Annotated in this window: 25 protein-coding genes; 11 read left to right on the top strand and 14 right to left on the bottom strand. The window is 66.6% G+C overall.

Translation table 11 applies throughout. The features are described 5' to 3' along the window. Positions 1–12: 12 nt before the first annotated feature. Together P7B02_RS13540 and P7B02_RS13545 are read right to left on the bottom strand one after the other, a co-directional pair. A complete protein-coding gene (locus P7B02_RS13540) occupies positions 13–237 on the bottom strand; it encodes a hypothetical protein (RefSeq protein ID WP_431355815.1) in 225 nt (74 codons plus the stop codon). A gap of 12 nt (positions 238–249) precedes the next feature. After that, positions 250–1869 carry an isocitrate lyase gene (locus P7B02_RS13545; RefSeq protein WP_277786878.1) on the bottom strand — a complete coding sequence of 540 codons (1620 nt, stop codon included), beginning with the start codon at positions 1867–1869 and terminating at the stop codon, positions 250–252. Positions 1870–2011: 142 nt separating this feature from the next. Here P7B02_RS13545 and P7B02_RS13550 point away from each other — a divergent pair, with 142 nt between their 5' ends. Further along, a complete protein-coding gene (locus tag P7B02_RS13550) occupies positions 2012–3430 on the top strand; it encodes a helix-turn-helix domain-containing protein (protein ID WP_277786879.1) in 1419 nt (472 codons plus the stop codon). Positions 3431–3708: 278 nt separating this feature from the next. On the opposite strand, the gene P7B02_RS13555 is transcribed toward P7B02_RS13550, so the two are convergent. Both P7B02_RS13555 and P7B02_RS13560 read right to left on the bottom strand, forming a co-directional pair. Next, positions 3709–4209, bottom strand: a complete 501-nt coding sequence (locus P7B02_RS13555) for a DUF805 domain-containing protein (RefSeq protein ID WP_277786880.1) — start codon at positions 4207–4209, stop codon at positions 3709–3711. Positions 4210–4858: 649 nt separating this feature from the next. After that, entirely contained in the window at positions 4859–5194 is a 336-nt protein-coding gene (locus P7B02_RS13560) for a hypothetical protein (protein WP_277786881.1), read from the bottom strand. Between the two features lie 228 nt (positions 5195–5422). Between P7B02_RS13560 and P7B02_RS13565 the strand changes: the two genes are divergently transcribed. Beyond that, on the top strand, positions 5423–6121 hold the full coding sequence (locus tag P7B02_RS13565; protein WP_277786882.1) for an alpha/beta fold hydrolase: 699 nt from the start codon (positions 5423–5425) through the stop codon (positions 6119–6121). 352 nt (positions 6122–6473) lie between these two features. Further along, entirely contained in the window at positions 6474–6719 is a 246-nt protein-coding gene (locus tag P7B02_RS13570) for a hypothetical protein (protein ID WP_277786883.1), read from the top strand. On the opposite strand, the gene P7B02_RS13575 is transcribed toward P7B02_RS13570, so the two are convergent. Further along, the gene (locus P7B02_RS13575) at positions 6706–7650 is read right to left on the bottom strand and encodes a zinc-binding dehydrogenase (protein ID WP_277786884.1); all 945 of its coding nucleotides are present in this window, start codon (positions 7648–7650) and stop codon (positions 6706–6708) included. The genes P7B02_RS13570 and P7B02_RS13575 overlap by 14 nt on opposite strands. 122 nt (positions 7651–7772) lie before the next feature. Between P7B02_RS13575 and P7B02_RS13580 the strand changes: the two genes are divergently transcribed. After that, positions 7773–8696, top strand: coding sequence for an AraC family transcriptional regulator (locus P7B02_RS13580; RefSeq protein ID WP_277786885.1), 924 nt, complete (start codon positions 7773–7775; stop codon positions 8694–8696). 187 nt (positions 8697–8883) lie between these two features. Here the strand turns inward: P7B02_RS13580 and P7B02_RS13585 are convergent, their stop codons facing one another. Further along, a complete protein-coding gene (locus tag P7B02_RS13585) occupies positions 8884–10110 on the bottom strand; it encodes an MFS transporter (RefSeq protein WP_277786886.1) in 1227 nt (408 codons plus the stop codon). Positions 10111–10332: 222 nt separating this feature from the next. On the opposite strand from P7B02_RS13585, the gene P7B02_RS13590 reads away from it, so the two are divergent. The 3 genes from P7B02_RS13590 (at position 10333) to P7B02_RS13600 (ending at position 12523) form a co-directional block, all read left to right on the top strand. Beyond that, positions 10333–11226, top strand: a complete 894-nt coding sequence (locus tag P7B02_RS13590) for an AraC family transcriptional regulator (protein WP_277786887.1) — start codon at positions 10333–10335, stop codon at positions 11224–11226. Between the two features lie 167 nt (positions 11227–11393). Then, positions 11394–11825, top strand: coding sequence for a hypothetical protein (locus P7B02_RS13595; RefSeq protein WP_277786888.1), 432 nt, complete (start codon positions 11394–11396; stop codon positions 11823–11825). A 14-nt stretch (positions 11826–11839) separates the two neighbouring features. Beyond that, positions 11840–12523: a YkgJ family cysteine cluster protein gene (locus P7B02_RS13600; protein WP_277786889.1), complete on the top strand. Its 684-nt coding sequence runs from the start codon at positions 11840–11842 to the stop codon at positions 12521–12523. On the opposite strand, the gene P7B02_RS13605 is transcribed toward P7B02_RS13600, so the two are convergent. The 3 genes from P7B02_RS13605 to P7B02_RS13615 form a co-directional block, all read right to left on the bottom strand. Continuing rightward, positions 12504–13454, bottom strand: a complete 951-nt coding sequence (locus P7B02_RS13605; RefSeq protein ID WP_277786890.1) for an SDR family oxidoreductase — start codon at positions 13452–13454, stop codon at positions 12504–12506. The two genes, P7B02_RS13600 and P7B02_RS13605, sit on opposite strands and share 20 nt — an antisense overlap. 191 nt (positions 13455–13645) lie before the next feature. After that, positions 13646–14143 (bottom strand): PAS domain-containing protein, encoded by a 498-nt coding sequence (locus tag P7B02_RS13610; protein WP_277786891.1) that lies wholly within the window; start codon positions 14141–14143, stop codon positions 13646–13648. Positions 14144–14341: 198 nt separating this feature from the next. Then, positions 14342–15076, bottom strand: coding sequence for an SDR family NAD(P)-dependent oxidoreductase (locus P7B02_RS13615; RefSeq protein ID WP_277786892.1), 735 nt, complete (start codon positions 15074–15076; stop codon positions 14342–14344). Positions 15077–15160: 84 nt separating this feature from the next. Here P7B02_RS13615 and P7B02_RS13620 point away from each other — a divergent pair, with 84 nt between their 5' ends. From P7B02_RS13620 to P7B02_RS13635, 4 genes are all read left to right on the top strand, one after another. Continuing rightward, the gene (locus tag P7B02_RS13620) at positions 15161–15583 is read left to right on the top strand and encodes a winged helix-turn-helix transcriptional regulator (protein WP_277786893.1); all 423 of its coding nucleotides are present in this window, start codon (positions 15161–15163) and stop codon (positions 15581–15583) included. Between the two features lie 59 nt (positions 15584–15642). Then, a complete protein-coding gene (locus tag P7B02_RS13625; RefSeq protein ID WP_277786894.1) occupies positions 15643–16827 on the top strand; it encodes a DUF3089 domain-containing protein in 1185 nt (394 codons plus the stop codon). 104 nt (positions 16828–16931) lie between these two features. Continuing rightward, positions 16932–17249: a type II toxin-antitoxin system RelE/ParE family toxin gene (locus P7B02_RS13630; RefSeq protein ID WP_277787152.1), complete on the top strand. Its 318-nt coding sequence runs from the start codon at positions 16932–16934 to the stop codon at positions 17247–17249. Next, positions 17246–17536 carry a helix-turn-helix domain-containing protein gene (locus tag P7B02_RS13635; RefSeq protein WP_277786895.1) on the top strand — a complete coding sequence of 97 codons (291 nt, stop codon included), beginning with the start codon at positions 17246–17248 and terminating at the stop codon, positions 17534–17536. The genes P7B02_RS13630 and P7B02_RS13635 overlap by 4 nt, the downstream gene beginning before the upstream one ends. A gap of 82 nt (positions 17537–17618) precedes the next feature. Here P7B02_RS13635 and P7B02_RS13640 read toward each other — a convergent pair whose 3' ends face one another. The 5 genes from P7B02_RS13640 to P7B02_RS13660 form a co-directional block, all read right to left on the bottom strand. Then, a complete protein-coding gene (locus tag P7B02_RS13640; protein ID WP_277786896.1) occupies positions 17619–17921 on the bottom strand; it encodes a hypothetical protein in 303 nt (100 codons plus the stop codon). 10 nt (positions 17922–17931) lie between these two features. Then, the gene (locus tag P7B02_RS13645) at positions 17932–19416 is read right to left on the bottom strand and encodes a tryptophan halogenase family protein (RefSeq protein WP_277786897.1); all 1485 of its coding nucleotides are present in this window, start codon (positions 19414–19416) and stop codon (positions 17932–17934) included. 36 nt (positions 19417–19452) lie between these two features. After that, the gene (locus P7B02_RS13650; RefSeq protein ID WP_277786898.1) at positions 19453–20481 is read right to left on the bottom strand and encodes a cupin-like domain-containing protein; all 1029 of its coding nucleotides are present in this window, start codon (positions 20479–20481) and stop codon (positions 19453–19455) included. Further along, entirely contained in the window at positions 20478–21203 is a 726-nt protein-coding gene (locus P7B02_RS13655) for a SapC family protein (protein ID WP_277786899.1), read from the bottom strand. The genes P7B02_RS13650 and P7B02_RS13655 overlap by 4 nt, the downstream gene beginning before the upstream one ends. Positions 21204–21309: 106 nt before the next feature. After that, the gene (locus P7B02_RS13660; RefSeq protein WP_431355816.1) at positions 21310–24582 is read right to left on the bottom strand and encodes a TonB-dependent receptor; all 3273 of its coding nucleotides are present in this window, start codon (positions 24580–24582) and stop codon (positions 21310–21312) included. Positions 24583–24590: the final 8 nt, after the last annotated feature.

The following is a 24590-nucleotide window of genomic DNA, read 5'->3' on the forward strand; positions in this document are numbered from 1 at the left end:
GCTCTCCGAAGATCAGGACGCGGCGGTCGCGCCACGAACGGTCGGGACGATCTGGTCGCCCCAGTTGCCCGCTCCGTCGTGGATGCGCGAGGTCCGCACCAGTTCGACGGAATAGCCTGCTTCCGTGGCGCGGCGAACCGCTTCGTTGAGACGGTGGACCGCCTCGGCGACCCGGTGGACGGCGCGCTGCTCGTCGCTGGGATCGGGCATGGGCGTGGGGGAAAATTGCAGTTCCATGGTGCGTGCTCCCTATTCGGCCGCGAACTGGTTCATGGTGTTGGCGTGGCCGCCCGCCTTCAGGGCGCGCTCGCCGGCGACCATCTCCTTGAAGGTGTCGCCAAGGTCCGAGCCCACCTCGTGCTGGTGCTTCACGGCGGAGACGCCGCGGCGGATCTCCTCGCGCTGGACCGAATTGACATAGGCCTTCATGCGATCGTCGCCGAAGTAGCCGCGCGACAGCTCGTCCATGCTCTTGGCGGTGAGGTGGAAGGTCGGCAGGGTGATGAGGTTGTGGAACACCCCCGCGCGGGCGGCGATGTCCACCTGGAAACGCGCCAGGCGTTCATCGGCCTCGCGGCCCAGATCCGTGCCGTCGAACTCGGCCGACATCAGGGACGCGCCCTCGGGATAGCTGTCCTGATGGATCTTGCCCTCGGCCACCCACTGGGCGCGGACCTGGTTGCGCAGGTTCAGGGTCCAGTTGAAGGACGGCGAATTGTTGTAGGTCAGCTTGGCGTTGGGCACGACCTTGCGGATCTCGGCCACCATGGAGGCGATCTCGTCGACATTGGGGGTGTCGGTTTCGATCCACAGAAGGTCGGCGCCGCCGTCGGTGAGCGAGGCGATGCAATCCTCGACCACGCGGGCCCGGCCCGACCCTTCCTGGAAGGCGAAGAGGCCGTTGGGCATGCGCACCGGGCGGACGAAGTCGCCGTCCTTGTAGATCGCAAGCTCGCCGTCGCGCAGCGGTGCGTCCGTGGTGATCGGCTCGGTCTTCAGCCATTTGATATAGTCGGCGGCATGGTCGCCGTCGGCCTGGCTGACCGGCACCTTCTGGGTCAGACCCGCGCCCAGGCTGTCGGTGCGGGCGACGATGACCCCCTCGTCGACGCCCAGCTCCTCGAAGGCCAGGCGGCAGGCGCGCAGCTTTTCGATGAAGTCCTCGCGGGGCACGGTGACCTTGCCGTCCTGGTGCCCGCATTGCTTGGCGTCGGAGACCTGGTTCTCGATCTGCAGGCAGCAGGCGCCGGCCTTGATCATCTCCTTGGCCAGCAGATAGGTGGCGTGCTCGTTGCCAAAGCCCGCGTCGATGTCGGCGATGATCGGCACCACGTGGGTCTCGAAGCCGTCGATGGCCCTGATCGCCGCCTGCTGGGCGACGGCGTCGCCCTCCTGGCGCGCCTTCTTGAGCGCCTTGAAGAGGTCGTTGACGGCCACTTCGTCCGCCTGGCGCAGGGAGACGTAGATCTCCTCGATCAGGTCGACCACCGAGGTCTTCTCATGCATCGACTGGTCCGGCAGGTGGCCAAAGCGGTTGCGAAGCCCGGCCACCATCCAGCCCGACAGATAGACGTAAGCCCCCTTGGTCGTGCCGCGCAGGCGCTTGACCGACTTGATCATCTGCTGGGCGTGGAAGCCGGACCAGCAGCCAAGGGACTGGGTGAACTTCGACGGATCGGCGTCATAGGCGGCCATGTCGGCGCGCATGACCGGCGCCATGGCCCGGGCGATGTCCAGGTGGGTTGGGAAGGTGTTCTGCAGGCGCAGCTGGATGATGTCGTCGATGGCGACGCCGCCAGGCGTGGCGCCTTGCGGATAGCGCCGCATAAGCTCGTCGCGATGCTCGGCGTAGGTCTTGCGCGTGGTCATGGTCATCGATCCTTGCTGGCGCCCGGGGCGTCCGTTTCGTGGCGATGACCTTGGCGGGACAGGCGGCGCGAGGCGAACCTATTGAAGCCAAGTTGAAATGATTTTACTCTGTCACTTCTGTAAATTTTTTACACGGTGACATGTGGCCGGTGACAAGAAGCTGTTTCTGGGCGGACGCCTGCGTCGCCTGCGCCGGGACCTGGGGCTGACCCAGTCGGCCACCGCCGAGCAACTGGGCGTGTCCGCCAGCTATCTCAATCTTCTTGAACGCAACCAGCGGCCGGTCACCGCCCAGGTCCTGCTGCGGATGGCTGAAGCCTTCGACATCGATCTGAGGGCGCTCTCCACCGACGATCCGGGCGGCGGCGCGGGCCTGGAGGAGGTGTTCGCCGACGGGATGTTCGCCGACCTGCGCGTCAGCCGGCACGACATCGCCGAATTGCTCGAGGCCTCGCCGGATCTGAGCGAGGCCATCATCCGCCTCTATCGCGGCTATCTGGACCGCGGCCGGCTGATCGATCTGGGCGCCGTGGAGCGCAATGGCGAGACCGCAGCCGGAACGTCCCAGCCCACCGACTGGGTGCGCGATCTGGCGGCCTCGCACCGCAACTACTTCGAAGAGCTCGAGGGCCTGGCTGAAGCCTTGTCCAGGGCGCTGAACGCCGATCCGCAAGACCTCGGCCCGGGGCTGCGCGAACGACTTCAGCAAGCCCACGGCGTGCAGACCCGGGTCATGCCCGCCGAGGTGATGAGCGCCTCGCTGCGCCGGTACGACCATCACCGCAAGCGCCTGATGCTGTCGGAGACCCTCTCCCCGGCCAGCCGCACCTTCTCCATGGCCTATCAGCTTGGGCTGCTGGAGCACGGCGGCGACCTCAACGCCCTGGCCGACCGGCTGACGCCGCCCGACCGCGCTTCGCGTCAGCTGCTGAAGGTGTTCCTGGCCAACTATCTGGCGGCGGCGGTCATGACGCCCTACGGACCCTTCCTGGAGGCCATGGAGGCCACGGGCTACGACATCGAGCGGGTTCGGGCGCGCTTCGGACTGAGCTTTGAACAGGCCGCCCAGCGGCTGACCACCCTGGGGCGGTCCGGCCAACGCGGCGTGCCCTTCTTCATGGTGCGCGTGGACGCGGCGGGCAACATCTCCAAGCGCTTCGCCGCCGGCGCCTTTCCGTTCTCGCGGTTCGGCGGCACCTGCCCGCGCTGGAACATCCACGACAGCTTCAAGACCCCCGGGCGGATGGTCACCCAGATCATCGAGACGCCGGATGGCGAGCGGTACTTCACGCTCGCGCGCACGGTGCGGCGGATCGCGGGCCTGCATTCGGGCCAGGAAGATCAGCTGGCCATCGGCCTGGGCTGCGAGCTGCGCTACGCCAGCAAGCTGGCCTACGCGCGCGGCCTCGACCTCACCTCTCCCGTGGTGACCGAGGTGGGGCCTGCCTGCCGGATCTGCGAACGCCCCGCCTGCCCGCAACGGGCCGCCGCCCCGATCAACCGCACCATGCTGATTGACGAGATGAACAAGCCCGTCTCTCCATTCGCCTTCATCGCCTGATCGCGGTCATTCCGCGGGCATGGCCGCGTGGGTCATGGCGCGCAGGCAAAGCGCCTGGTTCCAACTCGCGAGATCAGCTGTTTGCCTGCCGACAAGCTCCAGCTGCGCCATCGCCCCTATCGGAGGATCGACCGGCGTCGAACCGGGCATGGCTGGTGTTCACGCCGACGCCCATGCGGACCGGGCAGCGGCGCAACGCATGCACGATCGCCCGCGGCGAAGCCAGGGTCTGCCTCGTCGCCTGCCATCCAGCCGCCGGCGGTCTCCCGGCCTTTGCCTCAAGCCGCCGGCGGCGGCGCGTCCGATGGCGGGGCCGGCGGGGGGCTGTCGAACTGGCTGCGGGTGGGGGCGGGGCCGTACTGGTTGGGACCGGCGTCGCCCCTGGACAGGCCGACCCATAGCAGGAAGGCCAGGTAAATCAGGCTGATGATGCTGATCAGGCCGAACAGACCGCTGAAGGCCGCCATGGCCATGAACGGGTCGCCCCCCCACAGGCTGGCCATCAGCACGCCCATGCTGGTCATGATGACCCCGACGGTCCCGATGATCATGCACAGGGCCATGGGCGCCACCTGCAGCCAGCCGCTCTTGCCAAAATCATGCAGGCGCTTGGCGGTCAGGGCGATGGCGCACCAGATCAGCGCCAGGCTGACGAACCAGCCAATGATCGGGACCAGGCCCGCGACGATGTTGGCGCCGAACAGGATCAGCAGGCCGATCCAGAAATCCTTCTGACCGATCCGGTTGTCGGTCGAGAAGAACAAGAACTTCCAGTCCATAAAGCCCCTCGTTTTCTTGCCGCGCCCGTCCCCGGCACGCGCCCAAACGGCCCGCCGGCCACCGGCGGGAGCCACCCCCTCGAAAAGCTTTACCATGTAATTTGAAGAGGCGCGCCATCGCCGCGCGTCGGCGCGTCGAGGTCGCGCGCCCCCTCGTCAGCGCCGCAACATGTGCAGCACCGCCGCCAGGGCGAGCAGGGCGAAGACAAAGAGAAGCGTAAAAGCCAGCAGCTCGTTCATGACCGATCCTCCAGAGGTCCGGCCTCGGCCGGGATGTGATTTGAGGGTCGATTGTGCGCGGGTCCTGACGCCCGTGAGGAAGATCGCACTTATCCCCTCCCCTCGCCCGCCGAAGCGATGGGGTCAGGCCGGGGCGGCGGCTGATCGACGCGGCGCCGCGGACGGTGTCCCTGGTGCTGCCGGAGCGAAGTTCCGGATAGCGGGTCAATGCCCTGCGAGGGCTACAGGGCGATGATCGCCTCATAGAAGGTCGCCGCCAAAAGGACGGCGCAATAAAGAGCCAGAGCCAGCGCATTGATGCGCCGGTCCTTAACGACACAGATCAGCACCATGGGCGCCGTCCACGCTGCGATGAAGAGCAGGAAGGCGGTCGATGTCGCTTGCCTGAAATGGTCGTGCTGGCCCGCTATCAGGGGAAGGACGAACGCGCTGAGGAGGTTGGCGGTGATGCTTGCGGCGAAGACCAGCCGCTTGCGCCATCGTAGTAGGCGTCCATCGTCTCCCACTCCTCCGGATGATCAGGGAAGATGAGGGAGGCGGCCAGGTAATAGATCGCGGCGATCGCAAGGGCGACCGTCAGGACCGCGGCATTGACCGGGACGTTCTGATAGCCGTTCCAGGTGTCGGTCCAGAACTGGATCAGATCCAGCAGGATGAAGAGCGCCAGCAACGGGGTGCAATAGCCCAGCCGGATCTGACTGCGCGCGCGCAGCAATTTCGCAAAGCCGCTCACGACTTCGACCACCGCGAGCCCGAGGATCAGGCCTTAGAAACCAAAGAAGAACTCGAACGTGCTCATGGTCGCCCCCCGGCCCAGACGTAAAAGCTAGTCGGGATTTCGTCCGCTGCCGAGCCGATTTCACGCGAGGGTTGTCGCAAGTGGGCTTCCCCACGCCGCCGGCTCAGCGGGGGCATTTTGGAACGTAGGCGTCATTGGCCTAAGAGACCATGTTCCCGCTACGAAAGGCCCCCCATGCCCGTCGTCCTGACCCCCGGCTACATGCTCGACGCGGATCTGTGGACGGACATCGCGCCGGCGTTCGCGCCCTATGGGCCGGTGAGCCAGGCGGATGTGACGCGGGACGGGACCATCGAGGCCATGGCGGAGCGGCTGCTGGATGAAGCGCCGGATCGGTTCGTGCTGATCGGGTTCTCCATGGGCGGCTACGTGGCGCGGGAGGCCGTGCGGCGGGCGCCGGAGCGGGTGAGCGCCCTGGCGCTGATCGCCACCTCGGCGCGGGGCGACAACCACATCCAGGCGGCGCGGCGGGCGGCGGTGGCGGGGCAGATGAAGACCGAGGCGTTCAAGGGCCTGAGCCTGGCGGCGGTGGCGGCGTCCCTGGCGCCGGGGGCGGCCCCGGCCCTGGCGGAGCGGGTGCGCAAGATGAGCGCGCGGCTGGGATATGAGGTGTTCCGGCGGCAGTCGGCCCTGGTGCGCGATGGAGATGTGGGACGGCTGGGCGAGATCGCCTGTCCCACCCTGGTGGTGGCGGCGGCGCAGGATCAGCTTCGCAGCCTGGCGGAGGCCGAGCAGCTACGTGATGGCATTCCCGGCGCGCGGCTGGCGGTCATCGAGGGTTCGGGCCACATGATCCCGCTAGAGGCGGCGGGCGCGCTCTCGAGGCTGCTGGCGGACTGGCTGGCGGAAGTGGCCAGCGAGTTCAGGACCTGAATCCGGCCGGCGGCGCGGCCGGTGATCGAGAAGATCAGCGTCGGCGCCGACTTCACCACCTGCTGGAAAAGGAGCGTCGCCGCGACCTCGGCGGCGTCAACGGCGGCTGCCGGCTCTCGCAAAAGCGCCCAGGCGTCCTTCTATCGAAGACGACCTGTTCAGGGGCAAGCAGCCATCGCGGCTCGCTCAGGTCGTCGTAGCGAAGATTACACAAAAAACGCGGGCTAAAAACTGTCCCCAGCCGGCTCGCTGACGTCTGCCCAGCGTGACGGCGGGGGCGCAAAGACCCTCACCGCATCATCGCTGCGAGGACATACACATGGCCCGGCGGAGCGTGACCAAAGCGACTTTGATGAGCACCGCCGGTTTCGCCGCCCTGCCGATCGCCGCGCCCGTTCACGCCCAGGACGACGCACAGGTTGAAGAGATCGTCATAACCGGCTTCGGCAGCAGCCTGCAGCACGCGATCGACATCAAGCGCCAGCCCGTTGGGTCACAGGACGTCATCGTCTCCGACGAAATCGCCGCCCTCCCCGCGGTGCGAACGCGCGTTCGGTCGAGCCCCCCGAACGCGCCGAAGCGCCTCAGTCTGGCGTGAGCAGATAGCGAACACCCTCCGGTCCCTCCCACGCCCGCGCGGCCTGGCTGAGGGGCAGCAATCGCGCGGGCGCGCTGAAGCTCATCCTTGCCGCCTCGGCGAGCAGCTCGCCAGCGCCGGCGATGAAGTCGTGTACCGATACACTGCCGATGCCGCTGCCCAGAAGCTCGAGCCCCGATCCACGCAAGCTATCGGCGCGCAGACTGATCTCGTCGCCCGCGATTGAACCCAGCTGGACGTACCGAAGGCGGGGCTCTCCCGTTCTGGAGGCCCGCCTTTGAGCGGCGGCATTGATCATCCTGCGGGCGGGGTCTCCCCAAAGAAAGTCGAGAACGACATCCACGCCATCATCAAACTGGCCCCTCAACCGGCCGTCCGCGTCATCATCGAGGGCGACATGAACGTCGGCGTCGACGCGGCCCAACCGCTCGGGGTTCCGCCCAACGGCGACAACCTTGCCCGCCCCGAAGCGGCGGGCGATCTGGGCGGCCATGCCTCCCGCCGCGCCGGTCGCGCCGTTGATGAGAACCGTCTGCCCTTCCATGAGCCGCGCCTTGCGCGTCAAGGCGATCCACGAGGCCAGACCAGCGGTGGCCACCGCGGCGGCGTCCACGTCAGACAAAGTGTCGGGCACCGGGGCGGTCATGCCCTCGGCCACCAGCGACAACTCCCCCATCGAGCCGAACGGGGCTTGCGGAAAGAGGAAATAGACCCGCCGCCCCTCCGGGTCGACGCCGACGCCGTCCACTCCGGGAACGAACCCGGCCTGGGCGGCGCTCGTATAGTGCGCGCCGCGGGCCAGGGCCTTGACGATGGGGCTAAGCGGCGCGGCGCGCACCTTGACCACCGCCAGGCCGGGCTCGGCCGATGGTTCGCGAAACTCGCCATAGTCGGGCGTCTGGCCAAACTCCCTGACAATTACAGCCTTCATGGGGAAGCTCCGCTGCTAAGATCGCGCTGGCGGCGCGCCAGGCGTCGAAAGCAGGTAGTCGCCTGGGCCGCGGCGAGCCATGCGCGGCCGTCCCGAACTTCATCGCAAGCGTACCGGTGTTGATGGATCCCCTCTCCGAAGTCCTCTCCTTGCTCAAACCGCGAAGCTACATCACCGCCGGCTTCGATGCGGGCGGCGACTGGTCATTGCGGCTCGACGATCTTCGCGGACGGATCAAGTGCTATGCGGTCCTGCGCGGCGCCTGCTGGCTCCAGCTGGAGGATGGCTCCGAGGCGTTGCGGATGTCGCACGGCGACTGCTTTGTTCTGGCGAGCGGCTGCGATGTGCGCATAGCCAGCGATCCGACGCTTGAACCGACCTTGGCCAGCGCGGCCCTGTCTCCCAACCGAGATGGCGAGGTCGTGGTCTATAATGGCGGCGGCGATGTGCTCCTGGCTGGCAGCCGCTTCGAGGTGAACGGCAGTCACGCCGAAGCGCTTTTGGCGGCGCTTCCGCCGATCATCCATATCCGCTCCGCCGCCGACCAGTCAGCGCTTCGCTGGTCGATCGAACTCATGATGCGCGAAGTTCGTGAGGCGCGGCCAGGCGCCTGGCTGATCGCTCAGCATCTGGCGCACATGATGTTGGCGCAGGCCCTGCGGCTTTACCTGGCGCAGGTCCCAAAGGACGCGGTCGGCTGGCTTGCCGGACTGGCCGACCCTCAGATCGGAACCGCGCTTGCGCAGATCCATGCCGACCCCGTCCGTGACTGGAGCCTGGAGGCTTTGGCCGCGGCCGCGGGAATGTCGCGCACGGTCTTCGCGCGACGTTTTCGCGAGCGCATGGGCGAGACGCCGATCGCCTATCTGACGCGCTGGCGGATGATGCTCGCCGCCGAGCGTCTGCTGGCGGGCCGTGATCCGATCGGCGTGATCGCCCGATCGGTAGGCTACGAATCCGAAAGCGCCTTCACCGCCGCCTTTCGGCGCGTGATGGGAAGCCCGCCCCGGCGCTTCGCGGCCGACGGTTGGGGCGCGCCCGCCTAGCCGCGCGCCCCAACAGGAAGGCGGCGCCTCGCCCCGGGGTCGGGCTCAAAAGTCATGGCCACCGATGGCGCTGGCTCTGGGGAGGGATTGCGCCATCGATGGCTTCGAAGTCCGAGCGGCCGGATGGCCGGACGGTCTTCGGCCGGAGCGGGGACGGGGCTGTCCCCGATCCGGACTTTCGGTGCGCTCACCGTTTGCCAAAATGGTTTGCGGCGATGCGGTTGTTGGCGATCAGGCAGGCCGCCCCGGCAAGGACGGCGGCCGCGGGCACGATGAGCAGCCCCAGGCCAAGGCCGTTGGGGATCTGGGCGGCGCTGGCGGCGTCGCTGACCGCACCGACGATCAAGGGCCCCAGCGCGGGTCCAAGAAGACCGGAACCGATCATGCCCAGGCTCGAAGCAAGCGCCTCCTTGCCCCGGCCGGCGACCAGGTGCCCAGAGCCGAAGGCCCATGGCAGCATGAAGGAGAAGGACAACATCGCAGGCGCAAAGAGCGCCAGCGCCATCCAGCCGACCGGGACGATCAAGGCGGCGGTCGTCGTCACCGCGGCCACGAAAAACAAGATGGCCGGCGGGGCCAGAACCTGACCCGATCCCGAGCGCACGGCCCGGTCGAAACCGCGCCCGCCCAGGATGGTGCCAAACAGCCCAAGCAGTCCCTGCATCAGACCAAACGCCACCCCGGCCTGGCTGGCGCTGAAGCCATGCTCGCGGATCAGGAACGGCGTGGCGAAGGCGTAGAACGGCGCCGCGGCGAAGCCCATGGCGACCGCCGCCGCGAACAGCCAGCGGTAATCAGGCGACGAAAGCAGCCGAAGAGCCGAGCGCATGAAAGGTTCGCCAAGCGCCTGCGCCCGGCGAAGCGGCGCGGTCGGCCCGGCCGTCACCCATGTGACAAGAGCGATCAACACGCCCAGCGCTCCCGCGCCGAGAAGGGCCGCGCGCCATCCGAAGGCGTCGTTCATCAACCCGCCCAGCGCGAAACCCGCCATGGCCCCCATGGGGATGCCCATGGCGAAGACGCCGATCGCCAGGCCTCGACGCTGAGGCGCGATCTTGCGGGCGATCAAGGAATGACCCGCCGGCACGGCTCCGGCCTCGCCGATGGCGACGCCCAGGCGGCTGAAGGCCAGGAAGGCGAAGCCCGCCGCCAAGCCGCCGAGCGAGGTCATCGCGCTCCAGACCAGGATGCAGGCGACAAGAACGATGCGCGGGGAGCCCCGGTCGGCGGATCGCGCCAATGGAAGGGAGAGCAGCGAGTAGCAGACGGCGAAGGCCACGCCGTTGATCAGACCGATCTGCGTGTCGCTCAGCGACAGATCCGCCTTTATCGCCTCGGACAGAATAAATGGTAGTATTCTGTCGATCTGACAAAGAGCGCTGACGAGAAATAACGCCGCCAAAAGCAGCATCATGCGCCATCCAGTGACGTATTCGATATCGCTGTATTCGTTTTCAACAGAATCGATCGCCGATTTTATATTTGACGCAGCGATCACATCTGCCATCTTATGAACTCATCTCGCTTGGGGTTGGCGCCATCAAGCTAGAGGCCCTCCCGGATGAGACGAATGTCTGAAACCGCAAGAAATCTGCCCATTCCTACAAACGACGATGTGTCGGCAGCTACGCTGGCCATGCGCGACAAGCTCCTGGCGGCGGCCAACGCCTACGCGGACGCCAATGGCGGCGGGGAGAACCTGTTCGAGACCCCCATGGGCGGGGTGCATCTGCTGCGCGCCTATCATCGTCCGATGGCCAATCGCAGGCTGCACCAGCCCTCCCTTTGCATCGTGCTGCAGGGGGGCAAGCAGATCATGATCGGCGAGGAGACCCTCGACTACGGGGTGATGGAGGCCTTGATCGTCAGCATGGAGCTGCCGGCCACCGGGCGGATCGTCGACGCCAGCCCCACCGAGCCCTTCGTTGGCATCGTCATCGATATCGACGTGTCGGCCATGCGCGAGGTCCTCGAGATGATGCAGGCCCCGCCGACCCCCTCCCCCCGCTCGGCCTCAAGCGCCTTCGTCACCCGGATAGACGACATCCTGGGAGACTGCGTCCTGCGCCTGCTGCGCATGGCCGACACGCCAGGGGCCGTGCCCGTTCTCTATCCATCGGTGATGCGGGAGATTTACTACTGGCTGCTCAGCGGCCCGCACGGCGGCGACATCTGCAAGAAGGCCCTGCCAGACTCACACACCGACCGGATCTGCCGGTCGATCCTCGTGCTGCGCAACAACTTCGCCCAGCCCCTTCGGGTCGAGGATCTGGCCGGGGAGGCCGGGATGAGCCCTTCTTCCTATCACCAGCACTTCAAGGCGCTGACCTCCATGTCGCCGATCCAGTTCCAAAAGCAGCTGCGGCTGCTGGAGGCGCGGCGCCTGATGATCTGCGACGCCGCCAATGTGGCCGAGGCGGCCTATCAGGTGGGCTATGAGAGCCCCTCGCACTTCAGCCGCGACTACGCGCGGGCCTTTGGCCTGGCGCCAAAGCGCGACGCTATGAACCTTCGCGCCGTTCCCGGCTGATCGGCCGGGCGCGACCGCGAAGGTTCGCAGGATCGGGCACGTTTCCCGGCGTATCGGCGATAGTCGCACCGCCCGCCCAGAGACACGATGAGGCCTGGCCTGGACGGGATGTTCAGCCGATCCGGGCCACCGCCTCGCGCCTGCGCGACATGCCTGGAGGGTCGATCGTGCGAAGAAACCTGCTCTTTGTCGCCTACGGCTATCTCTTCTGGGCCGGCGCTCTGCACTTCCTGATCGAGGTCGTCCTTTCCCATCTGGGAGGGCGTCTGACGCCAGGTCCGCAAACCTCGCTCTATTATGGCCTGCACAGCGCCTACGCGCTTGGCCAGGTCGCCTTTGGCCTGGCCGCCGTCCTCATCGTACGGGCGGGGTCGGACGTCATGGCCCGCCGCGGCGGCCTGGCGATCGGCATCGCCGCCGCCAGCGCATGGCTGGTCTTCGCCTTCCTGTTCATCGACTACGTCCAGCCGCGCATCCACATGGCGGTTGTCCTGATCCTGCTGATCGGTGCGGCGCTTTCGCGAGAAGCCGGCCGAGGCGAAGGTCAGGGCGCCGGATGGCGCCTTGCCTGGCTTAAGGCCTGCGGCGGGCGAGACTGACAGGACTGAACGCCTTGTCGGCACATCAATCCCACGGCCGCACCGCGGCGAGCATCGCTGAGCTTGGCGCGCTCACCCGCTCGCTCGCCGAGCGTTATGAGACGATCTTCTCGACCTTCCGCGCCGAGGCCCAGGCCAGGGCGGACGAGGCCGCGACGCTCGTCGACGCGGCGCTGGGCGTGATCGAGCTGCTCTCGGCGGTCGGCTTGGCCTATGGGGAGCACTTTCCGAACCAGCGGTCGATCGACTGCGCGGCGGGCTGCGCCGCCTGTTGCCATCTGGCCGTAGCGACGCCGCCCGGTGTGGCCGCGATGATCGCAAGCTACATCACCGCTCATTTCACCGATGAGGAGCGCGGCGCGCTGATGGCGCGCCTTCGCGACGCCGCGGCGATCGTGGAGGCCGCCGACGACCCGGCTCGATTGCGCCTGCGGTGTCCGCTTCTGGGCCCCGATGAGCGTTGCGGCGTCTATCCCGTGCGGCCGATCTCGTGCCGCGCCTTCACCTCGCCATCCCGGGCGCTTTGTCGTCGCCTGGTCTTCGAGGTCACTGACGAGACGGGCATCTCGCAACACCCCGCCCTCTTTCGGTTTCACCAGGACGCCACAACCGCACTTCAACGAACGGCCAGGAACAGGGGCCAGCCAGCGGCTCAGGAGATGCTGGCCCCTGCCCTCATCAGAGCGCTTGAAGCCTGACGGGCCGCTGGCCCGCGGATCCGAACCGCACCCCGGTCAGGGCTTCCGAAATCTCCCAAAGCCGCGCGGCGCCTTCCAAATCCAGCGCCGCCGCTGGGATCTGGGCTACAGCCGGATAGCCGCGCGTCTCGATCATGCGATCGGGCCCATAATAGCCTCCGTCCCGCGCGGCCGGCGACGTGGCCGCAAAGAGCGTCGGCAAGGCGCCCTGCGCCGCGGGCTGGAACATGAACCACAGCAGGCTTCGCAAGATCCCGATGGGGCTCGTGCGCCCCGGTGCGTTGTGCAGCAGGTCGGTGCGCGAGAGTCCTGGGTGAGCGGCGATGCTCTGGACACCCCATCCGGCCGCTTCCCCGCGCCTTTGCAGCTCGAGGCTGAAGATCAGACAGGCCAACTTCGACTGGGCGTAGACCGGCATGGGATCATATCGACGCTTGGCGTTCAGATCGTCGAAATCGATGGCGCCCTGACGGGCCGCGATGCTCGACACCGTGACCACTCGAGGCGCGCGCCCCTTGCGCAACAGGGGCATCAGACGAGCGGTGAGAGCGAAGTGGCCCAGATAGTTGGTGCCCATCTGCAGCTCGAAGCCGTCCTCGGTCTCAAGGCGGCTTGGCGGGCGCATGACGCCAGCGTTGTTGATCAGAAGATCAAGGCTGTCGATCTCGCTCGTCAGGCGCTCGGCGAAGCCTTCGATGGAGGCGAGACTGGCCAGATCGACCTGCTCGAAAGAGACATGCGCCCCAGGCGCTGCGGCGCGGATCCGCGCCACGGCTTCTGCGCCCTTGATCCGGTTACGGCCGGCGATGATCACCTCGGCTCCGGCCCGCGCCAGCGCCAGGGCGTCCTCGAAGCCCAGACCCCCGGTGCCTGTTACCACGACCTTTCGACCCTGCTGGTCGGGGATGTCGGATGCTGTCCAGTTCGCCATGATCGCCTCATTCGGAGGCCGCCCGATGAGCCGGAGGCCTTAAGGCCGCCAACCTGCCGGATCACGGCGAAATGCGAATATCGGATGCCACGTGGTTTCTGCCCAAAACTCCATCTAGCGCTGACATCCCTCGCCTCAGCACCCGTCGCCCCGATCAACAGGCGGTCCTTGAGGCGATCGAGATCGAAGGCTCAGGCTCCCAGCTCCTCACGCACGATGAGAGACGCCAGGTCGAGCAATTCCTCCGCCTCGAAAAGCCCGGCGCTCCTGGCCATCCTCGCAAGCTGCCCGGACACGTCGCGGACATACTCAGCCATGTGTGCGCGCGCGTCGCCTTCATCGACCACCGGACATCCGTCGATGCGTCGGCTGACCACGAGATAGAGCGGCTCCTTCTGCGGCGCCGCCGACAGGGCGAAGACCCGGTTCTCCACCCACAGCGCCTCGCCGCACGGAAGCAGGTAGCGCTTGCGCACCGTGAACGGCTCGCCGGTGCCGGCGGCCATCGCGATCAACCTGCCATTGAAGCCCACGTCATCAGGGTGGGTGACGTCGGTCATGCTCAGGCCCATCACGGCCTCAAGACTTCGCCCCAGGATGCGGGCATAGTTGGCGTTAGCCGCCAAAACCCTGGTTTCATGATCAGCGAACGCGACGCCCAGCCCCAGTCGATCGACGACTTCCGACAACCCCACCCCCAGATACGCGGGAACAACCCGGGGCGGAGGACTCCACTGGTGCGCTTATTTGGTCAAGCTGAACGTATACGTTGATCTCCACACTGCGGCGGATAGCCTCATTCAGCTCCCCTGCTGAGCCGCCTCAATGGTCCTCTGGTGGCCGCGCGGGAGCTTTGGCGCTGCCGCCGAAGCTCCCGCGCCTCCGCTTCAGACCTGCGCCAGGCCGCCGTCGACGAACACCTCGCCGCCGGTCATGAAGCTGCTGTCGGAGGAGGCCAGGAAGGCGGCCACCGCGCCCGTCTCCGAGGCGTCGCCCATGCGGCCAAGAACCGTGGAGGCGCCCATCTGCGCGACCCCCTCGTCACCCAGAACCTCCACCGCCAGCTCCGTGGTGATCGGTCCCGGCGACATGACGTTGACGCGGATGCCCGTGCCTTTCAGGTCCAGAGCCCAGCTGCGCGCCAGGTTGCGCACCGCGGCCTTGGTGGCGCTGTAGATGCTGAAGGCGGGCGTGCCCATCACGCCGGTGCTGGAACCGGTGAGAATGATCGACGATCCCTGTCCCATCAGCGGCAGGGCCTTCTGCACCGTGAAGACCAGACCCTTCACATTGAGGTCGAAGATCTGGTCGTAGTGCTCGGTCGTGATCTCGCCCAGCGGCGCGAACGAGCCGGTGCCGGCGTTGGCCAGCAGGATGTCGATCCCGCCGCGTTCGGCCTTGACGGTCTCATAGAGACGATCGAGGTCGGCCAGGTCGGTCACCGACCCGCGCACAGCGCGGGCGTTGGGGCCGAGCTCGGCGAGCGCCGCATCCAACGCCGCCTGCCTGCGGCCGAAGATGTAGACGAAAGCGCCTTCTTCGATGAAGCGCTTTGCGGCGCCCAGGCCGATGCCGCTGCCGCCGCCGGTGATAACCGCCGTCTTGCCGTTCAGTCTGCTCATGATGTGCTCCTTCAATGAGGTTGCACTCAGCTGGCGAGACGCCTACCTATCCGCAAGTATGCACCTTTTGGTAAGTACCTAAAAATGTCATCGTATCCCTCGACCATCTCCTCCCCCCCGTCCCAGACCGACGTCTGCACGCCGACCCTGCCGGGATTCACCTGCGGCCTGGACGCCACGCTTCGGCTCATCGCCGGCAAGTGGAAGCCGCTGATCCTCTACTTTCTCGCCCAGGGCGGACCGACCCGCTATGGCGAGCTGCGGCGCGCCATCCGCGATGTCAGCGACAAGGTGCTGATACAGCAGCTCAAGGAGCTTGAGGCCGAGGACCTGGTGCTGCGCACCGACTACAAGGAGGTGCCGCCGCGCGTGGACTACAGCCTCACCCCGCTGGGCGTCAGCCTGGCTACCGCGCTCGTGCCCCTCTGCACCTGGGGCACCGAGAACATGGCCGAGGTGACCCGCGTCTTCGCGCAGCGCGAAAACTGGAAGGCCGCGCAGGGCTAAAGCCTCTGGGCCTGGCTACAGGCCGAGCCTACGCTCACCGTCGGTCAACGGGGCGGTACATGCGGCGTCTGGGTTACAGAAGGAAATCGGCGCCGCTCCTCGCGGGCCTTGCGGCCCTGTCCTTCGCAGTCCAGGCGCGCGCGCAGGCGGCGCCCGCCCCACTCGACTATACGCTCACCGCCAATTGGGTCTGCCGACCGGGGTCACAGTCCTGCCAATGGAACCTGGACGCGACCCGGATAGGCGGCGACGGAGTCGGTCACGTTGAACCATTCCTCAAGGCCCAAAAGACGCCAGCTGACTGCTTCTATCTCTATCCCACGGTATCCCAAGATCCGGGTCTGATCGCCGCGCCGGGCGTTACGGAGGCGGAGCTTCGCGCGGTTCGCCAACAGGTCGCCCGGCTTGGACGGGTTTGCCGAATTTATGCGCCGTTTCACCGGCAGTTCACCGCCACCTCCATGCGACCGGATTTCGCCAAACCGGAACGGTCGGTCTATCGCGCGGCGGGCCGTATCGGGGAAGCGGATGTCCTGGCGGCCTGGGACCACTACATGGCTCACGACAACAAGGGCCGCCCCTTCGTGATCATCGGCCATTCTCAAGGTGCGAACAGGGCCATCGATCTGATCAAGGCCCGCATCGATGGCAAGCCAGCCCAAAGCCGATTGCTGTCAGCGATCCTTCCTGGCGCGTTCGTCATGGTCCCTTCGGGCGGTCAGGTCGGAGGAACGTTCAAGAATATTCCGCCGTGCCGCGACGCGCGTCAGACCAGCTGCTTCATGGCGTTCAACGCCATCCGCGAGGAAACGCGCTTGGCCGAGGATGTCAGGCCGGATTTTCCCGGGAGCGATCTGGTCTGCACAAACCCCGCCAACCTCGCTGGGGGGAGTGGGGTTCTCGAGCCGTATCTTTCGACGACCGGAGAGACGATCCTGCCGGAGCTGACCGCCGAGCAGAAGCCCTGGACGGTGAACAACGACGCGATCAAAACCCCCTTCGTCAATCTCTCCGGCATGCTGAGCGCGCGATGCCGGGTCGACGTCCACGGCGCCTTCCTGGTGGTCGGCATCAATCGCGAGCCCAAGGACAAGCGGCCCGGCGACTTTACGGGCGACTGGCTTGCAGACGGACGGCCGCTCGACGTGATGGGGCTGCACATTCTTGACCTCAATCTCGTCGCGGGAAATCTGGCTGATGTCATCCGTACGCAGACCGAGGCGCGGCAAGCCGCAAAACCTTAGACCCCAGCCGCAGGGCAATACGGAAAACCCGTAGTTACCCTAGACGGGCATACGGGAGATCCGTATATTTTGGCTATGCGACGGTTGCCGGAACCCGTTCCTACATCTCCGCCGCCAACGATGCCGGCATGACCGACGAAGACCGCACCGCAGCGGTCAATACGGTAGCGCAGGATCCGACGACCGGCGACTTGATGAAAGGCACGGGTGGCTGCCGCAAGTCTCGCCTCGCGGGCCGAGGCAAGGGCAAGTCGGGAGGCTTTCGTGTCATCACCTTTTTCGCTGGCGATAACTTCCCGGTGTTCCTGCTGACAGTGTTCGGCAAGGGCGAGAAGGCGAACCTGACGAAGGCGGAATGCAACGAGCTCGCCAAGCTGACCGCGACACTTACCGACCACTACACGAAAGAACCCCGAAGATGAGCCGCGCTTTCGACAAGATCTCCGCCGGGCTTGAAGACGCCATCGCATTCGCCAAGGGCGACACCGAACGGGCGAGCCTGCACGCCGTTGTCGCCAAGGTCGATGTTCAGGCGATCCGCAAGGGACAGAAGCTGACCCAGGAAAAATTCGCCATGCAGTACGGCTTCTCCCTCGGTCAGCTGCGCGACTGGGAACAGCACCGCAGCGAACCCAGCCTGTCGGATCGGGCCTATCTGACCGTGATCGCCAAGCGGCCTGATGTGGTCGAGGAAGCCCTGACAGCCTGACCGCGACGCAATACAGACAGGAACGGAGGCCGCCTGGGCGGGCCTGATGCTTCGCCGTTTCGAGCCCCCAACGAGCGCTCGTTCACCCCTCGTTGGCAAGCTTCCAGGCGGCGCGAAGCAACGGGCGCAAACCTTCCTCGTCGAGGTCGCCAAGCGGTCGCAGGACGACACCCGGCCTGCCGGGAAGGGATTGCCAGCCGCGCTCCCGCGCGAGGAGCCCAGCCAGATCGCCTGCGGGAACCTTGAGCGTCAGCCATTCGGACTGCGGCCAGCCACGGGTGGCGAAGGCACGGTCGCGGACGCGATACTCCCAGGCCCCAAGCACCGCCCTCTCCCGAACCCTTGGAAGGCTCATCACCAACGCGCGGAAGGCTTCCGGCGTCATCTTCGAGAGCTCAGCGCGCCGGGCAGTAGCTGTCGATGAAGACCTGGTGCGAGGGCATGCGCTCCACGGCCCGGGTGATGTCCAGCTTCAGGTTATGCAACGCGCCGCGCAGCTGGGCGGGGGGCATCAGGCGGCCCATGTGGTGATGGCCGCGCGGCTCCAGCCGCTGGCCCATCATCACCTGAAGCCAGGAGTCGATCTGGAATAGCTCCCCCGGCGCCTGGAAGACGTGGCCGTTGTCGCGGAAGAGCGCCAGGCGATGGGCCAGAGTCTCGGGGATCTCCATGGTCCGGACGTGGTCCCAGTACGGGCTGTCGGCCCGCTCGGTGACATTGTAGTGCAGCACGATGAAGTCCCGGATCTTCAGGATTTCGTCGTCGGCCAGATGGTTGAAACGGTCGCTGAGCGAGGGGTTGCAGCCGGCGAAGGGAAACAGCTGAAGCAGGCGGTGGATGGCGATCATGATCATATGGATCGAGGTCGATTCCAGCGGCTCGATGAACCCCGCGGCCAGGCCCAAGGAGACGCAGTTCTTCTCCCAGGCCTTGTGACGGCGCCCGGCGCGGAACGGGATGAGCTTGGGCTCGATCAGCATCTCGCCCTCGATCATCGCCTCCAGCTGCCGCAGCCCCTCCTCGTCGCTCATGAACTGGCTGCTGAAAACCAGGCCGTTGCCCACCCGCCGCTGTAGCGGGATGCCCCACAGCCAGCCTGCCTTGTGGGCGATAGCGCGCGTATAGGGGCCAGGCTCGACGTCGGTGCTGGTCTGGACGGCCCAGGCCCGGTCATTGGGCAGCCACCGGCCCCAGTCCTCGAAACCGACCCCCAGGGCGCCGTTGATCAGAAGGCCTCGGAAACCGGTGCAGTCGATGAAAAGATCACCCTCGACCACCTCGCCGGAGCCGAGCACCAGGGCCTCGATGAAGCCGTCGTCGGCCCGCTGCTTAACCTCGACGATCTTGCCCTCGACCCGGCGCACGCCGTCGCCCTCGCACTTGGCGCGCAGGTAGCGGCCGTAGAGGGTGGCGTCGATGTGATAGGCGTAGTTCAGGGGAGCCTCGGCGCCGGCATCGAAGCGATGCTGCTCGGCCGCCTTCAGCTCCAGGCAGTAGTCGCCAAGTTCGCCGCCGAACCCCTGCGCCCTGGCCTCCAGCCAGAAGTGATGGAAGTGCCCCAGCCAGTTGGATTTGCCGATCTGGCCGAAGGAGTGGATGTAGCGGTCGCCGACCTGGCCCCAGTTCTCAAATGAGATGCCCAGCTTGAAGGTCGCCTGGACGGCGCTCATGAACTCCGCCTCGTCGAGCTTGAGCAGCGCGTTGAACGTCCGGGCGGTCGGGACGGTGGACTCCCCCACGCCGACAGTTCCGATCTCGTCGGACTCCACCAGGACGATATCCAGCAGCGGACCAAGCTGACGCGCCAGCGCCGCGGCCGCCATCCAGCCGGCCGAGCCGCCCCCGGCCACCACGACCTTTCTTACGACCTGTCCGTCCATGGCGATCTCCCTTGCGCCGGTCTCTTCGAGGACCGGTCAGCGATTGAGGCGGTTGAGAAGAAGGGCCCGCAGGCGCCGCGCCTGCAGGGCGTCCAAAGGACCAAGCGGCCCTCGCATCGGTTCGGGAAGATGAGCGCCGGCGCGATCGGCGGGGCCGAACAGGTAGTAGTCGAAGAGGGCCCGCCAGGCCTGCTTCTCATGATCGGGACGATCACGCAGGCTGAGCAGACCGTGCAGCAGGGTGTTCATGGGCGTGTCCATGAAGGCCGGCGCGGTGTTCCACCAGTAATTGATCAGCACGTTGAAGGGGTCGAGCGCCTCCACGTGGTGCCACCACAGCGCCGGGTAGACGAGCACGTCGCCGGCTTCCAGGTCAGCCACCTGGGCGGCGGCCAGCGCCTTTTCGAAGTTTGGAAAACGGTCGGGGTCAGGCTCTCGGAAGTCCACCATGCTGACGACCTGGCCGCCGGGGGTCGGCTCCAGCGGCCCCGGATAGAGGTTGGCCGCCTGGCCGGGCGGGAAAAGCGTGAACCGCCGCCGTCCGACGACGCAGCAGGCGATGTTGTTGGACATGTCGTAGTGGGCCGTCGCGGTCGTGCGGTTGCCGAGCCACAGGCCGACCAGCGGCCCCTGCTCGCCGAACAGCACAGGATCGAGCCCAAGGTCGTTTTCCGCCCGCAGCCCCGGCAGATAGGTGTCGACGTCAGTTGAGCCCACATAGAGAGACGGCGCCTGCGGCTCATCCAGGCTGGCGGCGATCCGCGCCATGAACGCATCAAGGGTGACGCGCTCGGAGCGGAAGTTCATGCCCCCGGCGTCGTCGTAGAAGAAGCGGCCCTTGATCTGCGGCGGCCCCACATAGGCGACCACCGGATGGCCCGCCTGGAAGCGGTTCAGATAGGCCATGGCGGCGGCGGGCGATTGCAGCCCTTCCTGGACCAGCGGCCAGTCCCGCGCCATGCCCTTGAACACCGTCGGCGACTGCCCGCGCAGAATGGCGTCGAAGTCGATGTCGCCGGGACGCGCGCCTTCCACAACTTGCGTCCTGCGGGCGATGTCGATCATGCCGCCCGCGCCGCGCGCTTGCGGTTCTTCAGCTCGATCAGGCGCGACATGTTGGGCAGCGAGGCGGCGACCGCGTAGGCGAGCCGCAGGAAGCCGGCGCGGTGCAGGGCCTCCAGCTGCGCCCCGGCCAACTGATCCAGCCGCTCGGCGTTGATGGTGTGCAGGCCCGGCACATCGTACTCGACCGTCTCATCCAGGCGGACGCCCACGCTCACGGGCTCGATCAGCGACATCTCCTCGAAGATGGCGAACATGGCCTTGCCCGCCTCAAGCCCCTCATAGATGTCGCCAAGGGTCCGGCTGAGCTCCTGGAGGTAGGGAGAATTGCCGCCGGCCGGCAGAAACAGCGCCTCCCCCTCCGTCTGGCTGACGCGCGGATGATCAAGGTCGATGTGGATCATCGGCTCGGGCGCCTGGCCCGGCCGCGCCTGCAGGGCGATGGAGAACGGGCCGCGCCGATGGATGGCCGGCACGTAGCGCGCCTGCCATCGGCCATCCCCCAGATAGAGGTTCTCGTCCCGGTCCAGACCCAGCAGCACCACCGCCTGCAGTGCGCCGTTGGCGTCCCGCCGAAAGAAGATCGGGTACTCGCGCTGGAGCGCCTCGAACTCCGTGGGGAAGACGAGCGCCTGGTTCACCGCGTCGCCGAACCTGGGCTCGTGCCGGGTGATCACCCGCACGTCCATGTGGTCGACATTGTTGAGCAAGGTTCGTCCCGCCATGCCCGCTCCCTCTCCGACACTTTGACACCGCGCCCCTCGAATGAAGAGGCGGGAAAGGGGCCGCTGTGGGAGCAGCGGCCCCTCCCCTTATCCTGGGCTCGCCTGGCTAGAAGCGATAGCGGGCGCCGAGGAGATAGCGGGTGTCCAGCTCCTGCGCGTAGAAGAGCTGGTTGCTGTCACGCGCGTAGGTGCGCAGGCTTTCCCTGGTCAGGTTGATGCCCTCGAAGGAGATCGCCAGCTTGTCGGTGACGTCGTAGCTGATGTTGAAATCCAGCTGGCCGAAGGGCGCCACGAACACCGGATTTCGCCCATCGCCGCGGTTGGTGGCCGACAGGTACCTGGCCCGCCAGTTGTAGGCGATACGGGCCGAGATGCCGTTCTTGTCGTAGATCAGCGTGGCGTTGGCCGTGTCGCTGAGCCCCAAAAGCGCGAACTGGTCCTCGTCCGGGTCGGAGCCGATGTCGAAGGTCACATCGCCGTCCACCATGGTGTAGGCGCCGGCGACGCCAAAGCCCGTGTCGCCGAAGAAGTGCTGCGCCGCCACCTCGAAGCCGTGGATCTTGCCGGTGCGGTTGTTGATCGGCTGGGAGACGTTGAACTCGAACAGAGGATCGCCCGCCACCGCCTCCAGGTCGACCGCCGCCAGGATCTGGTCGACGAAGGCCTGGTTGAGGTCGCCGCCCGCCGTGCGGTTGGCCACGAACTGCGCCCTGGCCGCGTCCGCCGATCCCGTGGTCTGGATCAGGGCGGTCATGGTGAAGAGATTGACGTCCGTCTGGTCGGCGCCCAGCGAGGTCAGGATATCCCGCGCCGTGCCCGATCGGGTGCCAGGGGCGCCGGAGCTCGGGTCGCGCAGACCGAACAGGCCGCGCTCGAAGGTCCCCGTGCCGACGAAGTTGTTCACCCGCTTTTCGAAGAAGCCGGCGGAGATGTAGCTGGAGGGCTTGTAGTACCACTCCACGGCCACATCGAAGTTGTCGGAGATCAGCGGGTCCAGATCCGGGTTGCCGGACGTGCCCAGGGGCACGGCGCCGTTGGCGATCGGCCGGTTGGGCGCCTGGGCCGCCGCCGCCGCGAACAGGTTGCCGAAGTCCGGGCGAGCGATGGTGCGGCTGAAGGAGAAGCGGCCCAGCAGGTTCTCGCGAAGCTCGATCGAGAAATCGAGCGCTGGCAGCAGGTTGTTGTACTTGCCCGAGCCCGAGATCGGCTCGTAGGTGTCGCCGGTGGCGACGGCGAAGTCGTTGTCGGCGGTCCAGCGGATGGCGCGCGGGCGGCGCACCAGCGAGATGGCCTCCACCTTGGTTTGCTCGTAGCGGACGCCGGCCACCAGGGTGGCCGGACGGCCGCCCAGTTCGCCGCGCCAGGTCACCTGGCCATAGACCGCCCAGATGTCCTCATCCACGCGGTTGTCGTTCTGGCCGGTGATTCCCACCGGGTTGCCGCGCGCGGCATAGACCGGAGAGAGCGCATCATAGAGATCGAGCGCATCGGCGCGGAAGGCGATCAGACCCGCCCCCGACTGCTGCGGATTGAACTCCTTAAAGCGGCACGACAGGCAGAAGCTCTCGACGAGATTGCCCGCGTACTGGCTGACGTCGCGCGGATTGGATATGCCCCAGCTGCCAAGATCCTGCTGCGTGGACGAGGCCAGCTGGCGCATCTTCGAATTGCGGAAGTTGGCCCCGAAGTCGAAGCGGCTGCCGTTGTCGTCCAGCTCGTAGCCGGCGTCGAGGCGGATCTCCTTGACCTTCTGGGTCTGGGCCTGGGACCACGTGCGCGCCACCTGGCTGCCCAGGTCGCCCACGTCAAGCACGCCGTTGCCGTTGGCGTTGCCGGTGCGGTCGTTGATCGTCACCGACTGCACCGGGATCTCGCCGCGATAGTCCACCGAGTGCGACGAGATGATCGGCGCGCCGATGGCCACGGCCGTGGAGCTCGCGCCATTGCGCGCGTCCGGCAGGCTGTCGGCCTTGGAGATGTGACCGTCCAGGGACACGGTGAAGCGGTCGGTCAGCTCCCAGGTGGCGTTGCCGGCGTAGGATTCCAGGCTGTCCTTGTTGGCCCGGTATTGCTGCTCGAAGCCCACGTCCTTCACCCCCGACAGGTTCTCCTGCAGGAAGACGGCGGTGGCCACCACCGGGTTGTCGTCGAAGACCACCCGGTCGAAGGGACGGTTGAACCAGTTGCTCTGGTCGTTGCGGCGCTCGAAGGCCTTGTTGCGGGCATAGACCGCGTCGGCGGTGAGGGTCAGGGTCTCGATGGGCCGCCATTGAAGGGTCAGCTGGCCATTGATGCGCTCACGCTCGCCTTGCGAGAAGTGGTAGCGGCTGTCGTTGGGGATCGCCACGAGGGTCGAACCGCTGGACGGCCGGTTCTCGATCACCGTGCTGCCATTGGCGCGCACGAAGCCGTTTCCGGGGTTCAGGAATTGATCCAGCGTTCGGATGTTCCACGCATTGGAGGTGGCGCTGCGGCTGGTGAAGTTGCGCTGCTGGTAGCTGCCGAACAGGGTGACGCCGAATCGCTCCTCCTCATCCACCCAGTTAAGCAGGCCTGACAGCTCAGGCGTGATCTTGTCGGCGTCCTCCAGCTTCTCCTCGAGACTGGTGTCGTAAAGCGCCTTTGCGCCGACGCTGCCGCTGAAGCCGCTCTCGCGCGCCTCGAAGGGACGGCGGGTGCGCACGTTGATGGTGGCCCCGATCCCCCCCGAGGGCACCGCCGCGCGGCCGGTCTTGTAGACTTCCAGGGTGGCGACGCCCTCGGAGGCCAGATTGGAGAAGTCGAAGGAGCGGCTGGTGCCGCCGGCGAAGTCGGCGGACTGGTCACCGCCCACGGTCTGGACGTTTGCCGTCGGCATGGAGCGGCCATTGACCGTCACCAGGTTGAAGCCCCCGCCAAAGCCGCGGACCGTCACCTGCGAGCCTTCGCCGTTGGTGCGGTCGATGGCGACGCCCGGAATGCGCTGCAGCGACTCCGCCAGGTTGGTGTCCGGGAACTTGCCGATGTCCTCGGCGGCGATGGCTTCGACCACGCCGCTGTTCTCACGCTTGATGGCCAGGGCGCGGTCCAGGGACGCGCGGATGCCGGTGACGATGACTTCCTCGACCTCGGTTCCGGCCCCGGTTTCCTGGGCGGAGACGTGGCCCGCCGCCAGGAGGGCGGCTGACATGGCGAGGAAGGACGCGGATGTCCGAAGGCGGTTTTGCCGCTCCATGGTGTTCCCCCAAATGTGCCCTGCGCGGGGCTTGTTTCGTTTTTGACATCGACGAAAAATTGAGCGTTTCGGAGAGGCAGCCAAGCCTTCCGAGCGACAACCTATCGGCGAATTCGGTACCGGTAACATCGCAAAATATCGCGGGTCAATGCGCGAAACCAGCATTTGACAGC

This window comes from Caulobacter segnis (assembly GCF_029543125.1).
Lineage (GTDB): Bacteria > Pseudomonadota > Alphaproteobacteria > Caulobacterales > Caulobacteraceae > Caulobacter > Caulobacter segnis_D.

Excerpts from the sequence above, each read along its gene's own strand:
- P7B02_RS13540 (WP_431355815.1), bottom strand. The coding sequence starts at position 237 with ATGGAACTGCAATTTTCCCCCACGCCCATGCCCGATCCCAGCGACGAG.
- P7B02_RS13545 (WP_277786878.1), bottom strand. The coding sequence starts at position 1,869 with ATGACCACGCGCAAGACCTACGCCGAGCATCGCGACGAGCTTATGCGG.
- P7B02_RS13555 (WP_277786880.1), bottom strand. The coding sequence starts at position 4,209 with ATGGACTGGAAGTTCTTGTTCTTCTCGACCGACAACCGGATCGGTCAG.
- P7B02_RS13565 (WP_277786882.1), top strand. The coding sequence starts at position 5,423 with ATGCCCGTCGTCCTGACCCCCGGCTACATGCTCGACGCGGATCTGTGG.
- P7B02_RS13570 (WP_277786883.1), top strand. The coding sequence starts at position 6,474 with ATGAGCACCGCCGGTTTCGCCGCCCTGCCGATCGCCGCGCCCGTTCAC.
- P7B02_RS13575 (WP_277786884.1), bottom strand. The coding sequence starts at position 7,650 with ATGAAGGCTGTAATTGTCAGGGAGTTTGGCCAGACGCCCGACTATGGC.
- P7B02_RS13580 (WP_277786885.1), top strand. The coding sequence starts at position 7,773 with ATGGATCCCCTCTCCGAAGTCCTCTCCTTGCTCAAACCGCGAAGCTAC.
- P7B02_RS13585 (WP_277786886.1), bottom strand. The coding sequence starts at position 10,110 with ATGATGCTGCTTTTGGCGGCGTTATTTCTCGTCAGCGCTCTTTGTCAG.
- P7B02_RS13590 (WP_277786887.1), top strand. The coding sequence starts at position 10,333 with ATGCGCGACAAGCTCCTGGCGGCGGCCAACGCCTACGCGGACGCCAAT.
- P7B02_RS13605 (WP_277786890.1), bottom strand. The coding sequence starts at position 13,454 with ATGGCGAACTGGACAGCATCCGACATCCCCGACCAGCAGGGTCGAAAG.
- P7B02_RS13615 (WP_277786892.1), bottom strand. The coding sequence starts at position 15,076 with ATGAGCAGACTGAACGGCAAGACGGCGGTTATCACCGGCGGCGGCAGC.
- P7B02_RS13620 (WP_277786893.1), top strand. The coding sequence starts at position 15,161 with ATGTCATCGTATCCCTCGACCATCTCCTCCCCCCCGTCCCAGACCGAC.
- P7B02_RS13625 (WP_277786894.1), top strand. The coding sequence starts at position 15,643 with ATGCGGCGTCTGGGTTACAGAAGGAAATCGGCGCCGCTCCTCGCGGGC.
- P7B02_RS13635 (WP_277786895.1), top strand. The coding sequence starts at position 17,246 with ATGAGCCGCGCTTTCGACAAGATCTCCGCCGGGCTTGAAGACGCCATC.
- P7B02_RS13640 (WP_277786896.1), bottom strand. The coding sequence starts at position 17,921 with ATGACGCCGGAAGCCTTCCGCGCGTTGGTGATGAGCCTTCCAAGGGTT.
- P7B02_RS13645 (WP_277786897.1), bottom strand. The coding sequence starts at position 19,416 with ATGGACGGACAGGTCGTAAGAAAGGTCGTGGTGGCCGGGGGCGGCTCG.
- P7B02_RS13650 (WP_277786898.1), bottom strand. The coding sequence starts at position 20,481 with ATGATCGACATCGCCCGCAGGACGCAAGTTGTGGAAGGCGCGCGTCCC.
- P7B02_RS13655 (WP_277786899.1), bottom strand. The coding sequence starts at position 21,203 with ATGGCGGGACGAACCTTGCTCAACAATGTCGACCACATGGACGTGCGG.
- P7B02_RS13660 (WP_431355816.1), bottom strand. The coding sequence starts at position 24,582 with ATGCTGGTTTCGCGCATTGACCCGCGATATTTTGCGATGTTACCGGTA.